Here is a 21,228-nt window from a genome sequence, read left to right on the forward strand (position 1 = left end):
CGGCCCGTTTTTTTAAGCTAGGGAACTACAACAACAAGTTATGGAACTTATATTAATATCCACTGCGTTTATCGCAGGATTTATTGCTTTAAAGTGTCACCTTCCCCCATTAGTTGGTTTTTTGGTTGCAGGCTTTGGGCTTTTTGCCTTTGGCTTTGAAACCAATGACACCATCATTACTTTAGCTGACCTTGGTGTCACGCTGCTTCTATTTACTATCGGCTTAAAGCTCGATATCAAAACCCTACTCTCTAAAGAGATCTGGGCTGGCGCGACAATCCACAACCTTTTGTCCACTCTGTTTTTCGCCGTCGCCCTGTTTGGCTTTAAGTTCTTAGGTATTTCATCGCTAGCTGCCATGTCGGTAGAACAGATCGTTCTGCTCGGTTTTGCTCTTTCATTCTCTAGTACTGTATTTGCGGTTAAGACTCTGCAAGAGAAAGGCGAAATGAATGCGACCTACGGAACGTTAGCGATTGGTATCTTGGTCATGCAGGATATCTTCGCCGTAGTATTCTTAACGGCTTCTACGGGCAAAATACCTGAGTGGTATGCAATTGCTCTGTTTGCCCTACCCTTATTACGCCCACTGTTCTACAAAGTGCTCGATTGGGTTGGTCACGGTGAGATGCTGGTTCTTTCCGGCATCTTCTTCGCATTAGTCGTCGGTGCTGGTTTATTCCATTTGGTTGGTGTGAAACCAGATTTGGGGGCTCTTGTTCTAGGTATGTTACTTGCTGGTCACCCAAAAGCCTCAGAATTATCAAAGTCGCTGTTTAACCTTAAAGAACTTTTCCTTGTCTGTTTCTTCTTGAATATTGGTCTGTCAGAGCAACCAACCATTCAAGGCTTTATGCTCGCAATCTTGTTCTTGCTGATGCTGCCTGTGAAAGGTGTTCTCTACTTCTTGGTACTCAACCGCTTCAAGTTCCGTGTTCGAACGTCTCTACTTGCCTCGCTATCACTGTTTAACTATAGCGAGTTTGGCCTCATCGTTGGTGGTCTCGCCTTCAAGATGGGTTGGATGTCGGGTGATATCTTAGTTGCCGTTGCCATTGCAGTTTCACTGTCTTTTCTAATCGCTGCTCCTTTAAACCGAGCTGGTCATAAGCTTTATCAGCAGTCAGGTAAATGGCTAAAAGAGCATGCGTCAGAAAAGCTTCACCGACGTGATAAGCGAATTGACCCTGGTCGTGCCCAAGTGCTTATTCTAGGTATGGGCCGAATTGGTACCGGTGCTTATGACGAATTACGTACTCGCTATGGCAAGGTCAGCCTAGGTGTAGAAGTGCGTGAAGAAGCCGCGCACAACCACAGAAGCCAAGGCAGAAACGTGATTTCTGGCGACGCGACTGACCCAGATTTTTGGGAGCGAATTCTAGATACAGCAAACGTAAAGCTGGTGATTTTGGCAATGCCTCACCACCAAGGTAATCAAACCGCTTTAGAACAATTAAAGTCACGTAACTTTAAAGGCCAAATTGCGGCTATTGCTGAATATCCCGATCAACTCGAAACACTGAAAGAGAATGGCGTTGATGCGGCATTTAACATTTACAGCGAGGCTGGTAGTGGTTTTGCTCGCCACGTTTGCGAACAGTTAAATCCAAATATCAATAAAATCTAGTATTAGACAGTGTTCAACTAAACCTCTCAAAACTGCCTATTTTTCGCACTTTTGAGAGGTTTTTGTTTAAAAAACCAACCGCAATTAAACATCACACACCAAAAGCACATAAAAATTAGATAATTTCTAACAGAACACCCTTTATATTATTTTTTTGCTCACATCCGGTTGCTTTTTTTAGCCAGAATGGCAAATTGAATGCAGTTGATTTGGAAATTATTTAAAAGGAAGTTCTATGTGTTCAGTATTTGGCATTCTCGACATTAAAAGTGATGCCGCAACACTTCGCCCTATTGCTTTAGAAATGTCTAAGAAGCTTCGTCACCGTGGTCCAGACTGGTCTGGTATCTATGCTGGTGAAAAAGCAATCCTTGCTCATGAACGTCTTGCTATTGTTGGCTTGAACAGTGGTGCTCAACCACTATACAGTCAAGACAAAAAGCACATTCTTGCAGTAAACGGTGAAATTTATAACCACAAAGAACTTCGTGCACGCTATGAAGATAAGTACCAGTTCCAGACTGATTCTGACTGTGAAGTTATCCTAGCGCTATACCAAGAGATGGGTGCAGACCTTCTAGAAGAGCTTAACGGTATTTTCGCATTCGTTTTATACGACGAAGAGAAAGACGAGTACCTAGTGGGCCGCGACCATATTGGTATCATCCCGCTTTACCAAGGTTACGATGAGCACGGCAACTACTACGTGGCTTCAGAGATGAAAGCATTGGTTGAAGTATGTAAGACGATCAGTGAATTCCCTCCAGGTAGCTTCTACTCTTCGAAAGATGCTGAACCTCAACGCTACTACATCCGCGATTGGAACGAGTACGCTGCGGTACAAGGCAACAGCACAAGCAAAGAAGAACTGACTGAAGCGCTAGAAGCAGCCGTTAAACGTCAACTAATGACTGACGTTCCTTACGGTGTACTTCTATCTGGTGGCCTGGATTCATCAATTACTTCAGCAGTTGCAAAACGCTTTGCGGCAATGCGTATCGAAGATGATGAGCAATCTGAAGCTTGGTGGCCACAACTGCACTCGTTCGCTGTTGGTCTTGAAGGCGCACCAGACCTTATCGCTGCTCGTGAAGTTGCGGACAAGATCGGAACTGTGCACCATGAGATGACTTACACTATTCAGGAAGGCCTAGACGCAATCCGTGACGTTATCTACCATATCGAAACTTACGATGTAACGACGATTCGTGCATCAACGCCAATGTACTTGCTGGCTCGTAAGATCAAAGCGATGGGCATCAAGATGGTACTTTCAGGTGAAGGTGCTGATGAAATCTTTGGTGGTTACCTGTACTTCCATAAAGCGCCAAACGCGAAAGAGTTCCACGAAGAGACAGTACGTAAACTGCTTGCTCTAAGCATGTTCGACTGTGCTCGTGCAAACAAATCGCTAGCGGCATGGGGTGTTGAAGGCCGTGTACCATTCTTGGATAAAGAGTTCATCGATGTCGCAATGCGTCTGAACCCTGAAGATAAGATGTGCGGTAACGGTAAGATGGAGAAACACATCCTGCGTGAGTGTTTTGAAGACTACCTACCAGATTCAATCGCATGGCGTCAAAAAGAGCAGTTCTCTGATGGTGTTGGCTACGATTGGATTGATACATTGAAAGCAACGGCTGAAGCAAAAGTAACGGATCAACAAATGGAAGCTGCTAAGTTCCGTTTCCCTTACAACACGCCAACAACCAAAGAAGGTTATGCTTACCGTGAAATCTTTGAGGAGCTATTCCCTCTAGAATCTGCGGCAGAGTGTGTACCTGGTGGTCCTTCAGTTGCTTGTTCATCAGCGAAAGCGATTGAGTGGGATGAGTCATTCAAAAACTGTGTCGACCCATCAGGCCGTGCAGTACAAGCCGTTCACAACGATGCTTACAACGCTTAGAGCGTTTTGAACAAATCCTAAAGACTAAAAAAGGCGCATTATGCGCCTTTTGTTTTAAGCCTATTTTTATTACTGCAGTTATGCACGAGCTTGTAGTGCTTCGTTCTCAATACTGATTGGAACGACTTGGCTGATCATTTTCACCAGCATAATCGATCGAGCCTCACCGTCTTTCTGATCGAAAATAGCTTCAACCCCAGCAAATTGGCCACTCTGAATCTTAACTACCTGTCCAGATTCAAACTCAACACAACAATCTTCCACTTCGTTACTGCAGCACTTCTCAAACTCTTTAAGTTCAAACACCAAGTCTCCTTGGACCTCGTGCGGCAGTGAACCGAACTTAATAAAGTCCACAACGCCACGTGTTGAACGAACGGTCGTGAAGCTAGGACCTTGCTCATAGTCGAAGCGAACAAAGATGTAAGACGGAAACAGCGGTTCTTTGACCTGCTTTTCTTTCCCTCTCACCACCTTTTCGACTTCTATTTGAGGGTAAAAGCACTCTACCCCCTGATTCTCTAAGTGCTGCTGAGCGCGTTTTTGATCACCACGCTTACAGTAAAGCAAATACCAACGTTTCATTTGACTAGCCATTTTATATTTTTAGATATTTTACCACATGCCTAAAACGGTTAAATCACCATTAATAAAATGAATCGTTGCTAACGAAAAATAATGCGTAGCAGACCAATTTATCAACAAAAAGTTATAGGTGTCGGAGTGGTTAAGCATTGTACAGAGATCATTTAGAGATCAAAAGACTCATTGTTGTAAGCATATGTATGCCCCACCTAATGCGCATGCCACTCCCTTCAAACTCAAAATGATACACCAGAGCAATATATCTAAAGATTTTAATTCAACACAACTTTAATGAAGGTTATTAACCAACCAACTCAAATCTGGAAAATTAGTTTGCAGCACATCTAAAATGGGCAACATTAAAAATAAAGATATTTAATATCAACATCTTAGTTAAAACAAGTTGTCGTGACCATAAAATAAGTCTATTGCAGACTTTTATCCCACTGTGTATACATGAATGACTATAAAATCTTTTAATACCTAAAATTAGTAAAACTTATGCCAAGCAACCACAACATCTTTGGCCACCCTAGAGGCCTATTTCTACTTTTTAGCACAGAGCTATGGGAACGTTTCTCTTACTATGCGATGCGTGCCATCCTTGTCTTATTTTTGACTGACACTACCCTCAACGGTGGACTGGGTTGGTCAACGAAAGACGCACTCGATCTCTACGGTATTTACACCGGCTTAGTCTACATCACACCATTAATTGGTGGCTGGATTGCCGATAACTACCTAGGTCAGCGTAAATCAATTATGATTGGCGGTGTATTGATGGCACTTGGCCAATTTACAATGGCTCTACCTAACGGCTTCATCGGTTTAGACCAAGTGAACGCGCTGTACCTTGGTTTAGCTCTGCTAATCAGTGGTAACGGTATGTTTAAGCCGAACATCTCAACCATGGTTGGCGATCTGTACCAAGAAGGCGATAACCGCCGTGACGGTGCTTTCACCATTTTCTACATGGGCATCAACTTAGGTGCGCTGCTTGGTGGCTTAATTTCAGGTGCTGCTGTCGATTCATTCGGTTGGAAAGCAGGTTTCCTAGCCGCTGGTATTGGTATGGTTATTAGCTTGATCATGCAAGTGACAATGGCTCAGTCTTGGTTGGGCAACATCGGTTCTGTACCTGCTGCTGCAAGAGCGAAAGCACTAAACAAATCTAAAGAAAAAGCGCCACTGACCAAAGAAGAGTTCGACAGACTAAAAGTGATTCTTATCATGGGTCTGTTCGTGATTGTTTTCTGGGCGGGCTTTGAACAAGCTGGCGGCCTAATGAACATCTACACTCAACAATATACTGACCGTATGATTGGTGGCTTTGAAGTTCCTGCTGCGTGGTTCCAATCTTTGAACCCATTCTTCATCATTACACTTGCTCCAATCATTGCTGCGTTCTGGGTGAAACTGGGTAAGCGTGAACCCAACTCTCCTGTTAAGTTTGCAATGGCATTGTTCTTCTTAGCACTGGGCTTTGTGTGCATGATGGGCGCGGTAATGGAGCAAGGCGGTGACCTAACCGTGAAAACATCAATGCTATGGCTAGTCGGTGCTTTCTTCTTCCATACCCTTGGTGAGCTTTGTCTATCGCCTATTGGCCTGTCGTTGGTCACTAAGTTAGCTCCGCTTCGCCTAGCATCATTGATGATGGGTGCATGGTTTGGCTTCAATGCGGTGGCAAACTACGTGGCAGGCCTGGTCGGTTCTCACGTTGGTGAGCTTGGTGCTATGTCAATCTTCAGTGGTATTGCTATCACAGCAACGGTGAGTGCCATATTACTGCTGCTTTGTGCTGGTAAGCTTGTATCATGGATGCATGGTGTAGAAACCAACATGACGCTTGAAGCAGAACCAAAAGCAGAAACTTCGGTCGCTTAATAGCTAGATCGATTTCAAGAAGAAACATCAAGATCAAAAAGGGCTGCTCAATGAGCAGCCCTTTTGTTATCTATTCAATCGCCATATCAGTTAGCGATGAAGCGCCACTAGTTCAGCCATCATGTCGATGTGTGAGTCTCTGTCGTTCAGACACATAATGTAGCTAAAGTCCGAACCACCAGCGTCAATGAACGTCTCTTTACACTGGTCTGAAATCTCTTCCAACGTTTCCAAACAGTCAACCGAAAAGGCAGGTGCCATGATGTCGATCTTCTTGATGCCTTTACTCGGCAGTGACTCAAGTGTCTCGTCAGTGTATGGCTTCAACCACTCTTCTCGACCAAATCGCGATTGGTATGTCATGGTGATATCGTCCGCTAACAAACCTAACTCTGCCGCAAGCAGCTTTGTTGTCGCTTCACAATGCTGAGGGTAGATATCGCCTTCATCAGCCAGTCGCTTCGGAATACCGTGGAAAGAACAAACTAAATGATCGGCTCTGCCATTTTTATCCCAATGACTGCGGACGCTTTCAGCCAATGCTTTTGCATAGCTTGGGTGCGCGTAGTAGTCGCGAATAAAGCGATAGCTCGGGATAACTGGCATCTGCTTAAAGGCTTTGGTTAAACCATCAGAAACCGCCGCTGTGGTTGTGCCAGAGTACTGCGGATATAAAGGCAGTACGATGATGTCCTCAACGCCCTGCTCCATCAGTTGCTCAACACCAGCCTTTAGGCTTGGGTTGCCATAGGTCATACCCAGTGCAACAGGCATCTCTAGTTTTTTCTGGAGCTTTTCAGCTTGTCTTTGAGAGTACACAAGCAGTGGTGAGCCCTCATCCATCCAGACAGACTGATACAGCTTAGCAACTTTAGGCGAGCGAATTGGTAAAATCACGCCATGTAATATAGGACACCAAAGCCAACGCGTTAGGTTTACAACTCGCTTGTCGTGTAAGAATTCACTCAAAAATCGACGAATGCCAGCGGGGGTCGCCGCATCTGGCGTTCCTAAGTTCACCAGTAAAACGCCCTGCTTTTTATTATTTTCCATAGATACCTGAGACCAATATGTGATTTTCTGGAAAGTAATATACTAATCTGCATAAGTTTAAGATCATTGCGCCTCAATGAAAGTCTGAATAATCATTCTTCATATGAGATACACAACATCCACTCTCAATTGCTAGCCACTGCCATCGGGTCTGAACCGTTCTGAATCATGTGCAATCAAGTTATATAGATTGGTATCGTACTAAAAATTGAAACAAAAAAAGCGACCCTTAAGGTCGCTTCCAATATATCAAATTCTAAAACTGGCTGTTAGCCAATTATGCTAGTGCTTTCTCAAGTTCTGCACTAACTTCAGCAACTTGCTTAGTACCGTCAAACTTAAGGTACTGAGTGTTACCTGCTTCAGCTTCTTTACCGTAGTAAGAGATTAGCGGAGCTGTTTGATCGTGGTATACACCTAGACGTGCACGAACTGTTTCTTCTTTGTCGTCATCACGTACCACTAGGTCTTCACCCGTTACGTCATCTTTACCTTCTTCTTTAGGCGGATTGTACACAGTGTGGTATGTACGACCAGAAGGAAGGTGAGCACGACGACCAGCCATACGCTCAACAATCACATCGTCAGCTACGTCAAATTCAACAACGTAATCAACAGCGATGCCCATTTCTTTTAGGCCATCAGCTTGTGGGATTGTGCGTGGGAAACCGTCTAGTAGGAAACCTTTCTCACAGTCATCTTGAGCGATACGCTCTTTGATAAGACCAAGGATAATTTCATCAGAAACTAGCTGACCAGCGTCGATTACTGATTTTGCTTGCTTACCAAGCTCAGTACCCGCTTTGATAGCAGCACGTAGCATGTCACCAGTTGAAATTTGAGGGATACCAAATTTGTTCATGATGAAGTTAGCTTGAGTACCTTTACCCGCGCCAGGAGCACCTAGAAGAATGATGCGCATGTTTAATCCTCTTATAAAATTATGATTTATACCGAAGCTCACTATCCCTCCATTCTTGCTCATTTTTAGGATGAACAGAAAGCGTTAAGTAACCATTGAGGCTAAGCAAAACTGTGAACAGAAGCAAAACGGTAAGTTTCGGTATAACGTTTAAAAATCATACAACTGGAGATAGTCGCTTCTTAGCCCCAGCTGATTAGGTCGAGCATTCTATCACATTAATATTCAATTTGGCTGAATTTACGACTAAAGAATGCATCGACAACATTTGTTGTGACGATAACGGTGACGTTGACCACGTTAGGTCAATTTTCAACGACGTTCATAAAAAAAGCCCGCATTTGCGAGCTTTTTATTGTAATTGTTGGCTTAACCTAAAGTCGAAAGACTAACGCTTTGTTAGTAGCTCGTTGATTGCACCCAAGAATTGTGACGGATCTTCCATTGAGCCCTTTTCAGCCAGCATCGCTTGACCAAGTAGCAACTCAACCCAACGACCAAACGCTTGCTCGTCTGCTTCGTCAGCCATCTGTTTAACCAGTGCGTGCTCAGGGTTAATCTCGAAGATGTACTTCACTTCCGGTGCCGCTTGACCCGCAGCTTCAAGAAGCTTCGCCATTTGCGTGCCCATTTCGAAGTCGTCAGTCACAACAACCGCAGGTGTCGTTGCTAGCTTGAAGGTCGTACGAACTTCTTTAACACGACCACCTAGGTAAGATTGAGTACGCTCAACAACAGATTTGAACTCTTCTTCTGTCTCTTTTTGCTTCTCTTTCTCTTCTTCACCTTCAAACTTGCTTAGGTCTAAGCCTGCTTTAGTGATCGATTGGAACTGTTTACCGTCGAAGTCAGTCAGGTAGTTCATTACGTACTCATCAATACGATCGTACATTAGAACCACTTCAATACCTTTAGCTTTGAACTGCTCCAAGTGTGGGCTGTTCTTAGCGGCAGCGTAGCTATCTGCTGTCAGGTAGTAAATCTTATCTTGGCCTTCTTTCATGCGCTCAACGTAAGATTCTAGGCTGATGGTTTGTTCAGCAGAATCCACTTCCGTTGACGAGAAACGAAGTAGACCAGCGATCTTCTCTTTGTTCGCCATATCTTCAGCCGGGCCTTCTTTCAATACTAGGCCGAACTCTTTCCAAAACTCTAGGTACTTATCATTGTCATTCTTCGCCATGCGCTCAAGCATAGTCAGTACACGCTTGGTACATGCGCCACGAAGAGACTGAGTTACCTTGTTGTCTTGCAGGATTTCACGAGACACGTTCAATGGCAGATCGTTTGAGTCAATCAAGCCACGAACGAAACGCATGTAAGATGGCATGAACTGCTCTGCGTCATCCATGATGAATACACGCTGCACGTAAAGTTTCAAGCCACTCTTGTGGTCACGGTTCATCATGTCCCAAGGTGCTTTCGCTGGGATGTAAAGCAGGCTTGTGTAATCGTTCTTACCTTCAACCTTGTTGTGGCTCCAGGTTAGTGGATCAGCAAAGTCGTGAGATACGTGCTTGTAAAACTCTTGGTACTCTTCTTTCTCGATATCAGATTTGTTGCGAGTCCAAAGCGCTTGCGCCTTATTGATCTGTTCCCAATGTTTCTCTTCGGTGTCTTTACCTTCGTCATCTTTCACTGCTGTGAAGATAGAAACAGGAATACCGATGTGGTCAGAATATTTACCAATCACTTCACGCAGACGCCACTCATTTAAGAACTCTTTACCGTCTTCACGCATGTGCAGAACGATGTCAGTACCACGAGACTCTTTAGTGATGTCTTCGATTGTGTAATCGCCTTCACCTGCAGAGTGCCACTGAACAGCTTCATTGTTCGGCAGGCCAGCTGCACGTGTGCGAACCGTTACCGCGTCTGCGACGATGAATGCAGAATAGAAACCCACACCAAATTGACCAATCAGTTGAGAGTCTTTGCTTTGGTCTTCAGACAGCTTTGAGAAAAAGTCTGCAGTGCCTGACTTAGCAATCGTACCTAAATGCTCAATAACGTTGTCGCGGCTCATACCGATACCGTTATCAGAAATGGTTAACGTGTTTGCTTCCGCGTTGAAAGAAAGTTTTACACCTAGATCTGCATCACCTTGGTAAAGGTCACCGTTCGATAGAGCTTGAAAACGAAGCTTATCAGCCGCGTCAGATGCGTTAGAGATCAGCTCACGTAGAAAGATTTCTTTATTTGAATACAGTGAGTGAATCATTAGATGAAGTAGTTGTTTTACTTCAGATTGAAAGCCACGAGTCTCTTTATTTTGCGTTGCCGTTTCGCTCATTTTTACTCCAAAACATCTATACTTTATGTTGAATAATCATAGGGGCGTAACACTTGATGCCACTCTTCTGTTCATTAACATGAGGATGACAAATGTAAATTCAAGGTCAAAAATCATAAAAACACTGTTTTTTTTATCTGTTTTTATTATCCTTGAGCCTGATAAATATAAAAGAACATAAAATAAGCCATGATTTGGTGAAGAATTAACGGAACTTCACCTGAGATTTGTCTATTTCGCCCCCCAAAACAATCCAAAATAGAAGAATTCAATGAGTAATATCGGCACAAAGTTTATTCTCGCACAACGGTTCGTATTCGACCCAAACAGCAATTCACTTGTCGATCAAATGAGCGACGGTGAAGTCGTACGTCTTGGTAGCAATGAAAGCCGTATTCTCTTGATGCTGTCAGAAAGGCCTAATGAAGTTATCACTCGTAATGAATTGCATGAGTATGTTTGGCGAGACCAAGGCTTTGAGGTGGATGACTCAAGCTTAACGCAAGCCGTATCGACTCTGAGAAAGATGCTCAAAGACTCGACTAAATCTCCTGAATTCGTAAAGACAGTACCGAAGCGCGGTTACCAATTTATTGCGACCGTTGAGCGCTCTGCGCCACTGTCATCAAATGATCAGCCAGTAGCCGCTGAAATTGCAGAAAATGACGTTGAACCTATCCTAACGTTTGCAACGCCTGCAGCGACTGAACAAGCAATCACTGACACATTTGAACCTGATCCAATTACAAAAGTTCAACAAACTAAAGTGGCAGTAGAACCAGCAACCGCTCCTGTTGTAGCTCCGGCTAAAAGCACCAATAAATGGTTAACATTTTGGTTACTGCTTGCCGCTTTCATCATGCCGATTCTCGTTTTAACGTTTACTACCCCGGTGGAGTCCGAGTTCACGGTTTTGACTGAAGTGGATGGTGTAAAGGTTCAATCACCGGTTAACCACCCAGACCTCAGCAGTTGGCTGCCAGCAATAGAAAAGTGTGTATTAAGTTACAACACGAGTCACACTGGTGTGTTAAAGCCGGCTGAAGTGATCGCTACAGGAGGACAAACCAATAACCTTGCCCTCAATTACATTCACCCGCAAGATTACTCGAGCGAAAATGTAACCCTAAGAATTTACGCAAACCAGTCGGATGTAAACGACATTTGTAACGGTGGTAAGTAACATGAAATTAAAAGTATCGATTATCTTACTGGTTCTATCGGCATTTTTGAGTGGTTGGCTATATTGGAGCAGCAATGCAAAAGTAGAGCGCTTGCTCACTCAGCATGAATGGCAGTCGAGAATGGTGACGCTGATTAGCGATAACAAGCAAGCTGACTCAATCGGCCCACTTCGTAGAGTTGAACTATCATCGAATGCGAAATACCTACCAAATGGTACATATTTAAGAATGTCAGTGGTTAGACTTTACGGTAATCAAACTGAGCCTGCGAATGTCATCAACATCTCTGAAACAGGTCAGTGGGATATTAACGATAACTATTTACTGATTTCGCCAACGGAGTTTAAAGATGTAACTTCGGCTGAGCGCCAAGACTTTTCGGAAGAGCAACTCGAACTTATCACTCAAGTGATTAAGATGGATGCAGAGCAAAGCCGACGCATTGATATAATTAATCAGAAAGCACTGCTGCTCACTAGCTTAAATCACGGTTCTACCGTTTTGTTCTCAAACTAAAACTCTGCAGTTATTTATGTATATCAATAGCTGAATACCATTAAACGGTAAACCAATAGAAAAGGGGCATGATGCCCCTTTTTTGTTAGCCGTTGGTATCAAATTACGGATTTAGCATTTTAAGGATTAACTATGAATACGGATCAACCAAATCTGACTCCAGCTAAAGAGACAGCAACAAAAGCGACAATCGCTATACACTATTGCCGTCAATGCAATTGGATGCTTCGCTCTAGTTGGTTATGCCAAGAGCTACTGCATACCTTCAGCGAAGAAATTGAACAAGTGAGCTTACACCCAGACACAGGAGGCAGGTTCGAAATCTTTTGTAATGGTGTGCAGATTTGGGAAAGAAAAGCAGATGACGGTTTTCCAGAGGCGAAAGTTCTGAAGCAAAGAGTACGAAACATCATTGCTCCAGACAGAGATCTCGGCCACGTGGACTCAAAATAAGCCTTTCACAGCCGATCCAATGATTTAAAGCTGACCACTCACGAGAACATCACCTTCAAGGCTAATGACTTTGAAGGTATTGTTTTCATAGATGCCATAGCTTGCCGCGTGTCCCTCTCGTGGGAATGTCACCGAGCTAGGGTTAAAGATAAAGATGTCATCTTGGTATTCGGCGACAGGAATATGGGTATGACCGTGTGCAATGATATCGCCCGCCTTCAACGCAGGGCGTTTATTGGTGTTGTACAAATGGCCATGCGTTAGGAAGATACGCTGGCCTGATTCTAATAGCACCCACGAGTAATCCATCATCATTGGAAAAGACAACAACATCTGATCCACTTCGCTATCGCAGTTACCACGAACGGCAATGATCTCTTGAGAAAACGCATTCAACTTATCTGCAACCGCCGGCGGGTTGTATCCTTCTGGAATCGGATTTCTTGGTCCATGATTCAGAATGTCACCCAATAGAACTAAATATTGCGCACCAGATGCTTGGTAGAGTTCTAATACCTTTTCTGTTGCTGGCAGCGAACCGTGTAGGTCTGAAGCAAAAAATAATTTCACACGTACTTCTCCATAAAATTTATGAGCCTATTGTACGTATCTAAATGCTACACGTCATCTCTCGCCATACCATTGATCACGATATTATTGTAACTAACCATACCGACTATCTTGTTATCACGAACTACTGGCGCACGACTGATACCAAAGCGTTCAAACAGGCGAGCGCAATACTTTACGTTCATCTCAGCAGACACGCTTAGCGCTGGCTTGGTCATGATCTCATAAACATTGGTTCGCTTTGGAGATCGGTTCTTAGCCAGTACTTTCTTGGCAATGTCATTCATCAATACGATGCCGTATTCGTCATCTTCGTGGCGTTTATCGACAATGATTGCCTTCACTTTGTGCTTTTTAGCCATCTCTATCGCTTCTAACACCGTGGTTAGCCCATCGATAATCACATACGTATTGGCCATGACATCGCCTACTCGGATCTTTTCACTGGTACTCATAGCTCATCCTCCACAACCTTTGTTAACGTCTCGACTTGATGCGCAACCCCGACTGCGTCTTCGATATCGATCTGCACCGCTATACCTTGTCCTGACTCCTGGTCAAACTCACCGACTTCGCCAATAGTTTCAAGAATATGCCTCGCTAAGTGTTCCTCAACCACAAACAGCAACACATCTTTTTGTACCTCTAGCGTTAGGCCAAAGAAGGTGGTTTTTTGGTTTAAGCCTTGCCCTCTGGCGTTGTTAATCACCGTTGCTCCAGTCGCGCCCGCATCACGCGCGGCATCGAGCACAGTGTCGGTCTTGCTCTCTTCTACAAACGCTAAGATAAGTTTAAAGCGCATCTTTGCTCTCCTTAGAGGTGTGTAAACGGTTTAACCATTGTGTTATTTGGGCATAGCCCATCACTGAAATGATGGGAAATAAGCTGGCAAAGGCGATCAACCCAAAGCCATCAATAACAGGGTTTCTTCCTGGTACGGTTGAAGCGAGTCCAAGCCCGAGCGCCGTCACTAAAGGGACTGTCACCGTTGATGTAGTGACGCCACCCGAATCGTAGGCCAATGGAATAATGAGTTTTGGGGCGTAAAAGGTTTGAATGACCACGACGACATAACCAAAAATGATGTAGTAGTGGATCGGGTCACCCGCAACGATACGGTAGCTGCCCAGTGAGATACCGATAGCAACGCCCAATGCCACGGCGATCCTCAGCCCATTGACGCTGATACTGCCACCGGAAACTTGGTTCGCCTTAATCGCTACAGCAATCAAAGAGGGCTCGGCTATCGTGGTGCTGAAACCAATACAAAACGCGAAAAGATAGACCCAGTAATAATCAAACCAAGCCAAAGCAAGACCAGAACTGATCTTAAACTCAGTCAAAAAACTTGGCTCGGTGAGTTGCATTGCCATCGTCTCCCCTAGAGGGAATAACGCGAGTTCCAATCCCATCAAAAAGAGTGATAAGCCAAGAATGACGTAGAAGAAACCGATCAGCACTTTGGCTAGGTTATTGACTGGCTTTCGTAATACCGCCAACTGAAAACCGAAGATGATGATCGCAATCGGGATCACATCCATCACAGTGCCGAGAAAGGTGTCGATAAATTGTTGAACACTGATCATGTCACCACCATCCCGTACACCATGACAAACATCATCGGCAGCAACGAAGCAAACGCGATCAACCCAAAACCATCTATCATCGGATTACGCCCTTTAATTGCCGAGGCTAAACCCACCCCTAACGCAGTTACTAATGGGACGGTGATCGTCGATGTCGTTACTCCACCAGAGTCATACGCAATTCCAATGATGTTTTCCGGAGCAAATGCAGTGAGCACGACCACTCCAATATATCCACCGATGATCATGTACTGGATTGGCCAACCTTTTAAGATTCTCAGCACACCGAGTAAAATAGCGATACCGACTGACAGTGCCACAGTAAAGCGCAGGCCATTGGCATACTGCTCCATTTCATCTAACGTATTGGGGATTACACCTCCCTCAGCTGCCACTTCTGCGGCTTCGGCAGCGACTGCGGTTAACGCTGGCTCGGCTATGGTGGTACCAAAACCCAAACAAAAAGCGAAGATCAATAACCAGAACACACTCCCCTTTCTGGCAAATGCTTGAGCCATCGATTCGCCAATTGGAAACAACCCCATTTCAAGGCCAAAGATAAAGAAAGTGAGTCCAAAAACGACGAGCACTAAGCCAGTCAGAATAGATAAAAGATGAGGAAGTGGCTCTTGTAAGACAGCAAGCTGGAAGAAAGCGATTACCGCCACGATTGGCAATAGATCCCTCAGGCTACCTAACATGGATCGAAACAAAGCAAGCACCGCCGTCATCGCAATTCCTTGTCGCTGATTATGAATTAATAATAATCATGGCAAATCCTTATCATTGCTTATGTGACAAATATTACGCAGTTGGTAACATATCCGAGTAAAGTGCATAAGTGTGATGACGGTACACATCCTGACTTGATGAATTTAATTTCACTCCTTTGTAAATTGGAAAAGGCGTAATTTGGGCATCACACGATTGAAACCTTATGATCGTTATAGTGATTTTTTCGTATTGATTGGCGACTAAAAACAAGCCATGTCTATAATTATGTTTAATAGGGAGATTGGTATGAAGATATTGTTAACGGGTGGTACTGGATTTATTGGCTCTGAATTGGTCAAGAGTTGGAACACTGACGACGTGACATTGCTGACGCGGAGTCCTGAAAATGCGAAGCAAAACCTAAATCACCTCAACCAGAACAACCTTCATTACATTCAATCCCTTGATGAGCTCAGTGATCTCAATGACTTTGATGTGGTGGTCAACCTCGCGGGTGAGCCGATTGCCGATAAGCGTTGGAGTGCAGAACAAAAAGAGAGGATCTGTAACAGCCGCTGGCACATCACTGAAAAGCTGGTCGAATTAATTCATGCCAGTAGCAACCCGCCACACGCTTTTATTAGCGGTTCAGCCGTGGGTTACTATGGCGATCAACAGCAGCACCCGTTTGACGAGTCACTGCAAGTAGAAGATGAAAGCTTTCCTCATAAAGTCTGTGCCCACTGGGAAGAGATAGCCAAGAGAGCACAATCAGAAAGCACACGCGTGATACTACTGCGAACAGGGGTTGTACTTGGCGAGAATGGCGGCGCACTCAAGAAGATGCTATTGCCTTATAAACTCGGCGTCGGTGGTCCAATAGGTTCAGGTGAGCAGTACATGCCATGGATTCACATTCTCGATATGGTGAGAGCCATCAATCACTTGTTGTCACTCCCCCACGCTCAAGGGGAATTCAATATGTGTGCCCCTCACCCTGTGACCAACAAACTGTTCAGCAGCACGTTAGCGAAACAATTAGGCCGACCGCATTTCTTATTCACGCCGAAATGGGCAATGTCGATTCTCATGGGGGAATCATCTTGTTTGCTATTTGACAGCATTCGCTCCAAGCCGAAGAAACTCACTGAGATGGGATTCATCTTTAGTTACTCAAGAATCGAGCCAGCACTAAAAAACTTGTTACAACATCAAGACTAATTCTTTACCCTAGAGCGATAGAGACTCTAATAAAGGATTAAGTGTGAACAAGTCGATTCTGATTACCGGTTGCTCAACAGGTATTGGCTATACATGTGCTCATGCACTTCAAAAGCGTGGTTTTCATGTCATTGCATCTTGTCGTGATCCACAAGATGTTCAACGCCTTCAAGATGAAGGCCTCACCTGTATTCAATTAGATCTTTCCAACCAAGAAAGTATTGAGCATGGCGCCAAGCTTGCTATTGATCTCGCACCTAATGGATTGTATGGATTATTCAATAACGGTGCTTACGGTCAAGCAGGGGCACTAGAAGACTTACCGACCCAAGGACTCAGAGAACAATTCGAAACCAACTTCTTTGGTTGGCATCATCTCGTCTGTCAGATCCTTCCGCACATGCGCGAGCGTGGCGAAGGTCGAATCGTACAAAACAGTTCCGTATTAGGTTTTGCAGCCATGAAGTATCGTGGTGCTTATAATGCTTCTAAATTCGCGATTGAGGGTTGGACAGATACCTTACGATTAGAACTGCATGGCAGCGGTATACAGATCTCATTACTGCAACCAGGGCCAATTGAGACTCAATTTAGAACCAATGCCTTGAAAGCGTTCAATAAATGGATCAACATTTCTGGCAGCGCCCACCAAGACGCTTACCAACAACAAAAAGATCGACTCGAAAAAGAATCATCGAATAACGCTTTTGTCCTGCCTCCAGAAAGTTGTATTGAGCCGGTATTCCATGCTCTCACCGCCGACAAACCCAAGCTAAGATACCGAGTTACGACCCCGACTAAAGTGTTCGCGGTATTGAAAAGGATTCTACCGAGTCGCTTGCTAGACCCTATTTTGAGAAAAGCTGCATAAATTACTAACTTTGAATGCAGAGTCGCAAACTTTAATGTAACGATGTAATTTTTCCGTAACAATAAGATGTCATGATTATCCTATCCCATCAGTTATTCCCAATTGATGGTTCTACTCTGGAAATCTCATGACTTTAAACCGCCTTAATTGGGTAGGTGTGGGTCTGGCAATTACGCTGTTTATACTGTTTTGAGTATCTCACGCAACGCCTCACTGACTACCTCGATGATAACGCTATGCCTTCCATGTTGAGATAACAACTCTATCAACATCGAAGCATAGCGTTTTTCTATTTTTGGTTCTTTTTATCCGAGATAACCGAGTTAGATCTTGAAGTTACCGACTACCCCCCCCATATTTGCAACGTATCCACAAAACAAACCTCAAGGAACGTAAATGCAATCTCCGCATATTGTTGAACTTAATGAGCAGAACTTTCGTCAAGTATTAGAAGGTTCGATGCAGACCCCTGTACTCATCCATTTTTGGGCACCAATGAGCCAAGAGAGCGCCCAAGTCATTCCTGAACTGCAAACTTTAACTCAGCAATACAACGGTGCCTTCACCTTAGCCCTGCTCAATTGCGAACAAGAGCAAGCTATTGCTAGCCAGTTTGGTGTTCAAGCACTGCCCACTATTGCACTGTTTGTTAATGGTCAGCCAGTCGATGGGCTCGGTGGCCCTCAAAGCATAGAAGCTATTGTCGATATGCTCAGCAAACACCTTCCTAGCCAAGATGAACTTGCTTTGCGTCAGGCTCTTGAGCAAATGCAAGCTGGCGAGCACACACAGGCACTAGCAGCAATGCAGCAACTTCCAGCAGAGCTGACGAATAAAGGTGAAGTAAAACTGGCGATCGCAGAGTGTTTGTTAGAAACACAACAATTTGACCTTGCTGAAACTCAGCTAGCAACTATCCCTCTTGAGTACCAAGACAACTACTACAAAGGCTTAGTTGCAAAGCTTGAACTTCATAAACAAGCAGCAGACAGCCCTGAAATACAAGCATTAGAAGCCGCTCTTCAGCAAAATCCGAGCGACGCTAAAACAGCATCTGAATTAGCATTGCAATATCACCAAGTGAACCGCAGTGAAGAAGCTATGGATCTATTATGGTCTTTCCTAGCCAAAGATCTTAATGCTCTCGATGGTGACATGAAGAAAGAGTTCATGGACATCTTGAGTGCGATTGGACAAGGTAACCCAGTTGCCAGTAAGTACCGTCGACAACTGTACTCTCTGCTTTACTAGTTAAACCTAAAAAGCCGTAGATTAAACATCGAAAATTGACAATTCAATCAATTAGTTTATCGCATAATAGAATGTAAAATGGGCCATAAAATCAATGCTTTATGGCCCATTTCTCGTTTATAAATTTGCTCAGAATTTAAATATGAGCCAGTATCAATACTGAACTATCAAAAACTCAAACTTGCAAAGGATTTTGTATGCCTATTGATACCTTGATTACTATCGGCGTCTTTACTGCCGTCGCACTGTTATTTATCTTCGCTGGCGTAAAAACCGTTCCACAAGGCAACAACTGGACCGTTGAACGCTTCGGGCGATACACACACACCCTTAAACCGGGCCTTAACTTAATCATTCCATTTATTGATAAAGTTGGACAGCGCATCAGCATGATGGAGCGTGTTCTCGACATCCCAGCACAAGAAGTCATCTCCAAAGATAATGCAAATGTGGTTATCGATGCGGTTTGTTTTGTTCAAGTTATCGACGCGCCTAAGGCAGCTTATGAAGTGAATGACCTTGAACATGCGATCCGTAACTTAACCCTCACCAATATCCGTACTGTGCTTGGCTCGATGGAACTGGATGAGATGCTGAGCCAGCGTGACATGATCAATACCAAGCTACTGAACATCGTTGATGAAGCGACAAACCCTTGGGGCGTAAAAGTCACCCGTATCGAAATTAAAGACGTACAGCCACCAGCCGACCTTACCGCTGCGATGAATGCTCAGATGAAGGCAGAACGAAACAAACGTGCTGATATTCTAGAGGCAGAAGGCGTAAGACAAGCAGAGATCCTAAAAGCGGAAGGTCACAAGCAGTCTGAGATCCTGAAAGCTGAAGGTGAAAAACAGGCCGCGATACTTCAAGCCGAAGCTCGTGAACGTGCTGCAGAAGCAGAAGCGAAAGCAACAGAAATGGTATCAACGGCGATTGCTCAAGGTGACATGCAAGCCGTAAACTACTTTATAGCACAAGGCTACACCGACGCACTGAAATCAATTGGCCAAGCTGAAAATGGCAAGATCATCATGCTACCACTTGAAGCAACAGGCCTAATGGGTTCTGTCGCGGGTATTGCAGAGATGTTTGCGCATAAGAATGACAAAGGTAGTAAGGACTAACTTATGGTCGAATTACTAGAACAAGTAAATCACTGGCACTGGCTAGCATTTGGTCTAGCACTGCTTGCACTTGAACTGGTTGGAACCGCTGGTTACTTTTTATGGATAGGCATATCTGCCATGTTGGTCGGTGCACTTTTGGGTGCTCTACCAATTGGTTGGCAGATGCAATGGCTGTCCTTTGCTAGCTTCTCTCTTATTACCACTTGGTTGTGGTGGAGAAGACAACTGTCTAATGACAAGCAGTCGGATGCAGGGCGAGAGTTAAACCAAAGAGAAAAGCAACTGGTAGGTCAAACCGTTATTCTAAGTGAAGACGTAAAGAAAGGTAGCTGTCGAATCAAGTTCGGTGACTCTTCTTGGTCTGCAAAGGCGAGTCAAGATATTCCATCTGGCACCGAAATTAAGATTGTCGCTTTAGACGGAATAGTTCTAATAATAGAACCTTTATAATCGAGTGCTATATATAGCCTGCATTTTCAATAAATGCAGGCTTTTTCTATTTTTGAACCTTAATAATATTCGAATTATCATTGCGATAGATTGAATTGAAAAAAAAATAAGTTCTTATTTCGTAAAGCTAAAAAGTTTGATTGAGCTAAAAAGGTATAAGAAAGCCAGATTTCTTACCCAATATATATATGAATAGTTAACCTTACTCTCGCTTATTTATAATTATTAAAAATGTTAAGTCCGTCCAATTTTTGAAATTTTCTTTTCCTTGTCCATACTTTCAATTATCTCAATTAGAGATAAACCTAATGGAGTTTGTATGAGACATTTTTTAATAATTCTAACGGCTATTTTCAGCTTGTCATTTGGAAACGCTCTAGCGAGCAGTCAGTCTCCTGGTAACGGAAACATGGGGCCTATAGTTAAGTGTTCAGATGGTAACGCAGTCACTCATGTACCACTGTTGATCTGTAAACATTACGGCGGAAAGGTGCTGTGATAGGTGCTGTGATAGGTGATTAAAGTCAGGCTAGTAATGAAATTGCTGCCTGACGATCATTTAGAACTGGAATAACCTAACTGCGGCCAGATAGATTATTCAAGATAGGACATTCCGTTGAAGTATCTCCAGGGCAGTCATGTACCCAAGATTGTAGCTGCACCTTCATCTTGTTTAACTCCGCAAGCTTCAACTCTATTTCATCTAACTTCTGAGTAGCCTTCTTCTTTACTTCGTAGCTTTGTCTGTTGGGATTCATTGCCAACTCAACCAGTGACTTACACTCATCGAGAGTGAAACCAACCATTTTAGCTCTCAAAACGAACTCTAACTGTTCGATATGAATCTCGCCATATTGCCTGTAACCATTTTCTGATCGGTGCGGTGGGCTCATCATGCCTTTACTTTCGTAAAAACGAATGGATTTCGCTGTTGTACCAACACGCTTCGCTACTTCACCAATATTCACAATCTTACCTGTAAGCCTAAAATGAAAAACCGCAGTACTGC

The 21,228-nt window shown here is 44.0% G+C and carries 21 protein-coding genes; 11 read left to right on the forward strand and 10 right to left on the reverse strand.

The window, feature by feature from the left end:
- Positions 1-40: 40 nt before the first annotated feature.
- Positions 41-1,627 carry a cation:proton antiporter family protein gene (locus tag AB4507_RS16385; protein WP_017062195.1) on the forward strand — a complete coding sequence of 529 codons (1,587 nt, stop codon included), beginning with the start codon at positions 41-43 and terminating at the stop codon, positions 1,625-1,627.
- 235 nt (positions 1,628-1,862) lie between these two features.
- Positions 1,863-3,533, forward strand: a complete 1,671-nt coding sequence (gene asnB / locus AB4507_RS16390; RefSeq protein WP_102320162.1) for an asparagine synthase B — start codon at positions 1,863-1,865, stop codon at positions 3,531-3,533.
- A 78-nt stretch (positions 3,534-3,611) separates the two neighbouring features.
- Here asnB and rfaH read toward each other — a convergent pair whose 3' ends face one another.
- Positions 3,612-4,118: a transcription/translation regulatory transformer protein RfaH gene (gene rfaH, locus AB4507_RS16395; RefSeq protein ID WP_017068990.1), complete on the reverse strand. Its 507-nt coding sequence runs from the start codon at positions 4,116-4,118 to the stop codon at positions 3,612-3,614.
- Positions 4,119-4,619: 501 nt separating this feature from the next.
- Between rfaH and AB4507_RS16400 the strand changes: the two genes are divergently transcribed.
- Entirely contained in the window at positions 4,620-6,005 is a 1,386-nt protein-coding gene (locus tag AB4507_RS16400) for a peptide MFS transporter (protein ID WP_102393253.1), read from the forward strand.
- A 90-nt stretch (positions 6,006-6,095) separates the two neighbouring features.
- On the opposite strand, the gene hemH is transcribed toward AB4507_RS16400, so the two are convergent.
- The 3 genes from hemH to htpG form a co-directional block, all read right to left on the reverse strand.
- A complete protein-coding gene (hemH, locus tag AB4507_RS16405) occupies positions 6,096-7,058 on the reverse strand; it encodes a ferrochelatase (RefSeq protein WP_372051541.1) in 963 nt (320 codons plus the stop codon).
- Between the two features lie 277 nt (positions 7,059-7,335).
- On the reverse strand, positions 7,336-7,980 hold the full coding sequence (adk, locus tag AB4507_RS16410; protein ID WP_017062200.1) for an adenylate kinase: 645 nt from the start codon (positions 7,978-7,980) through the stop codon (positions 7,336-7,338).
- Positions 7,981-8,368: 388 nt separating this feature from the next.
- Positions 8,369-10,273, reverse strand: a complete 1,905-nt coding sequence (htpG, locus tag AB4507_RS16415) for a molecular chaperone HtpG (protein ID WP_017062201.1) — start codon at positions 10,271-10,273, stop codon at positions 8,369-8,371.
- 271 nt (positions 10,274-10,544) lie between these two features.
- Here htpG and AB4507_RS16420 point away from each other — a divergent pair, with 271 nt between their 5' ends.
- The 3 genes from AB4507_RS16420 to AB4507_RS16430 all read left to right on the forward strand — a co-directional run bounded on the left by AB4507_RS16420 (position 10,545) and on the right by AB4507_RS16430 (position 12,426).
- On the forward strand, positions 10,545-11,456 hold the full coding sequence (locus AB4507_RS16420) for a transcriptional regulator (protein WP_372182969.1): 912 nt from the start codon (positions 10,545-10,547) through the stop codon (positions 11,454-11,456).
- 1 nt (position 11,457) lies between these two features.
- A complete protein-coding gene (locus AB4507_RS16425; RefSeq protein WP_137001205.1) occupies positions 11,458-11,973 on the forward strand; it encodes a regulatory protein ToxS in 516 nt (171 codons plus the stop codon).
- A 132-nt stretch (positions 11,974-12,105) separates the two neighbouring features.
- On the forward strand, positions 12,106-12,426 hold the full coding sequence (locus AB4507_RS16430) for a SelT/SelW/SelH family protein (protein WP_372182970.1): 321 nt from the start codon (positions 12,106-12,108) through the stop codon (positions 12,424-12,426).
- Positions 12,427-12,450: 24 nt separating this feature from the next.
- Here AB4507_RS16430 and yfcE read toward each other — a convergent pair whose 3' ends face one another.
- The 5 genes from yfcE to AB4507_RS16455 are packed head-to-tail and all read right to left on the reverse strand — an operon-like array spanning position 12,451 to position 15,313.
- Positions 12,451-12,996: a phosphodiesterase gene (gene yfcE, locus AB4507_RS16435; RefSeq protein WP_017068995.1), complete on the reverse strand. Its 546-nt coding sequence runs from the start codon at positions 12,994-12,996 to the stop codon at positions 12,451-12,453.
- 47 nt (positions 12,997-13,043) lie between these two features.
- A complete protein-coding gene (locus AB4507_RS16440) occupies positions 13,044-13,451 on the reverse strand; it encodes a CBS domain-containing protein (protein ID WP_017062206.1) in 408 nt (135 codons plus the stop codon).
- Positions 13,448-13,798 (reverse strand): P-II family nitrogen regulator, encoded by a 351-nt coding sequence (locus tag AB4507_RS16445; protein ID WP_017062207.1) that lies wholly within the window; start codon positions 13,796-13,798, stop codon positions 13,448-13,450. Before AB4507_RS16445 ends, AB4507_RS16440 begins: the two co-directional genes overlap by 4 nt.
- Positions 13,788-14,582: a DUF1538 domain-containing protein gene (locus tag AB4507_RS16450; RefSeq protein ID WP_017062208.1), complete on the reverse strand. Its 795-nt coding sequence runs from the start codon at positions 14,580-14,582 to the stop codon at positions 13,788-13,790. The genes AB4507_RS16445 and AB4507_RS16450 overlap by 11 nt, the downstream gene beginning before the upstream one ends.
- Positions 14,579-15,313, reverse strand: a complete 735-nt coding sequence (locus AB4507_RS16455; protein ID WP_017072437.1) for a DUF1538 domain-containing protein — start codon at positions 15,311-15,313, stop codon at positions 14,579-14,581. Before AB4507_RS16455 ends, AB4507_RS16450 begins: the two co-directional genes overlap by 4 nt.
- A 289-nt stretch (positions 15,314-15,602) precedes the next feature.
- Between AB4507_RS16455 and AB4507_RS16460 the strand changes: the two genes are divergently transcribed.
- The 5 genes from AB4507_RS16460 (at position 15,603) to AB4507_RS16480 (ending at position 20,219) form a co-directional block, all read left to right on the forward strand.
- Entirely contained in the window at positions 15,603-16,517 is a 915-nt protein-coding gene (locus AB4507_RS16460) for a TIGR01777 family oxidoreductase (RefSeq protein ID WP_372182971.1), read from the forward strand.
- Positions 16,518-16,560: 43 nt separating this feature from the next.
- The gene (locus AB4507_RS16465) at positions 16,561-17,388 is read left to right on the forward strand and encodes an SDR family oxidoreductase (RefSeq protein ID WP_017061923.1); all 828 of its coding nucleotides are present in this window, start codon (positions 16,561-16,563) and stop codon (positions 17,386-17,388) included.
- Between the two features lie 396 nt (positions 17,389-17,784).
- Entirely contained in the window at positions 17,785-18,639 is an 855-nt protein-coding gene (locus AB4507_RS16470) for a co-chaperone YbbN (protein ID WP_372182972.1), read from the forward strand.
- Between the two features lie 197 nt (positions 18,640-18,836).
- Complete coding sequence (locus AB4507_RS16475) at positions 18,837-19,766, forward strand: SPFH domain-containing protein (protein WP_017063395.1); 930 nt, start codon at positions 18,837-18,839, stop codon at positions 19,764-19,766.
- A 3-nt stretch (positions 19,767-19,769) separates the two neighbouring features.
- On the forward strand, positions 19,770-20,219 hold the full coding sequence (locus AB4507_RS16480) for an NfeD family protein (RefSeq protein ID WP_048660872.1): 450 nt from the start codon (positions 19,770-19,772) through the stop codon (positions 20,217-20,219).
- Positions 20,220-20,794: 575 nt separating this feature from the next.
- On the opposite strand, the gene cueR is transcribed toward AB4507_RS16480, so the two are convergent.
- Positions 20,795-21,187, reverse strand: coding sequence for a Cu(I)-responsive transcriptional regulator (cueR, locus tag AB4507_RS16485; protein ID WP_017061928.1), 393 nt, complete (start codon positions 21,185-21,187; stop codon positions 20,795-20,797).
- Positions 21,188-21,228: the final 41 nt, after the last annotated feature.

It is taken from the genome of Vibrio sp. 10N.222.54.A3 (assembly GCF_041474095.1).
GTDB lineage: Bacteria > Pseudomonadota > Gammaproteobacteria > Enterobacterales > Vibrionaceae > Vibrio > Vibrio crassostreae_C.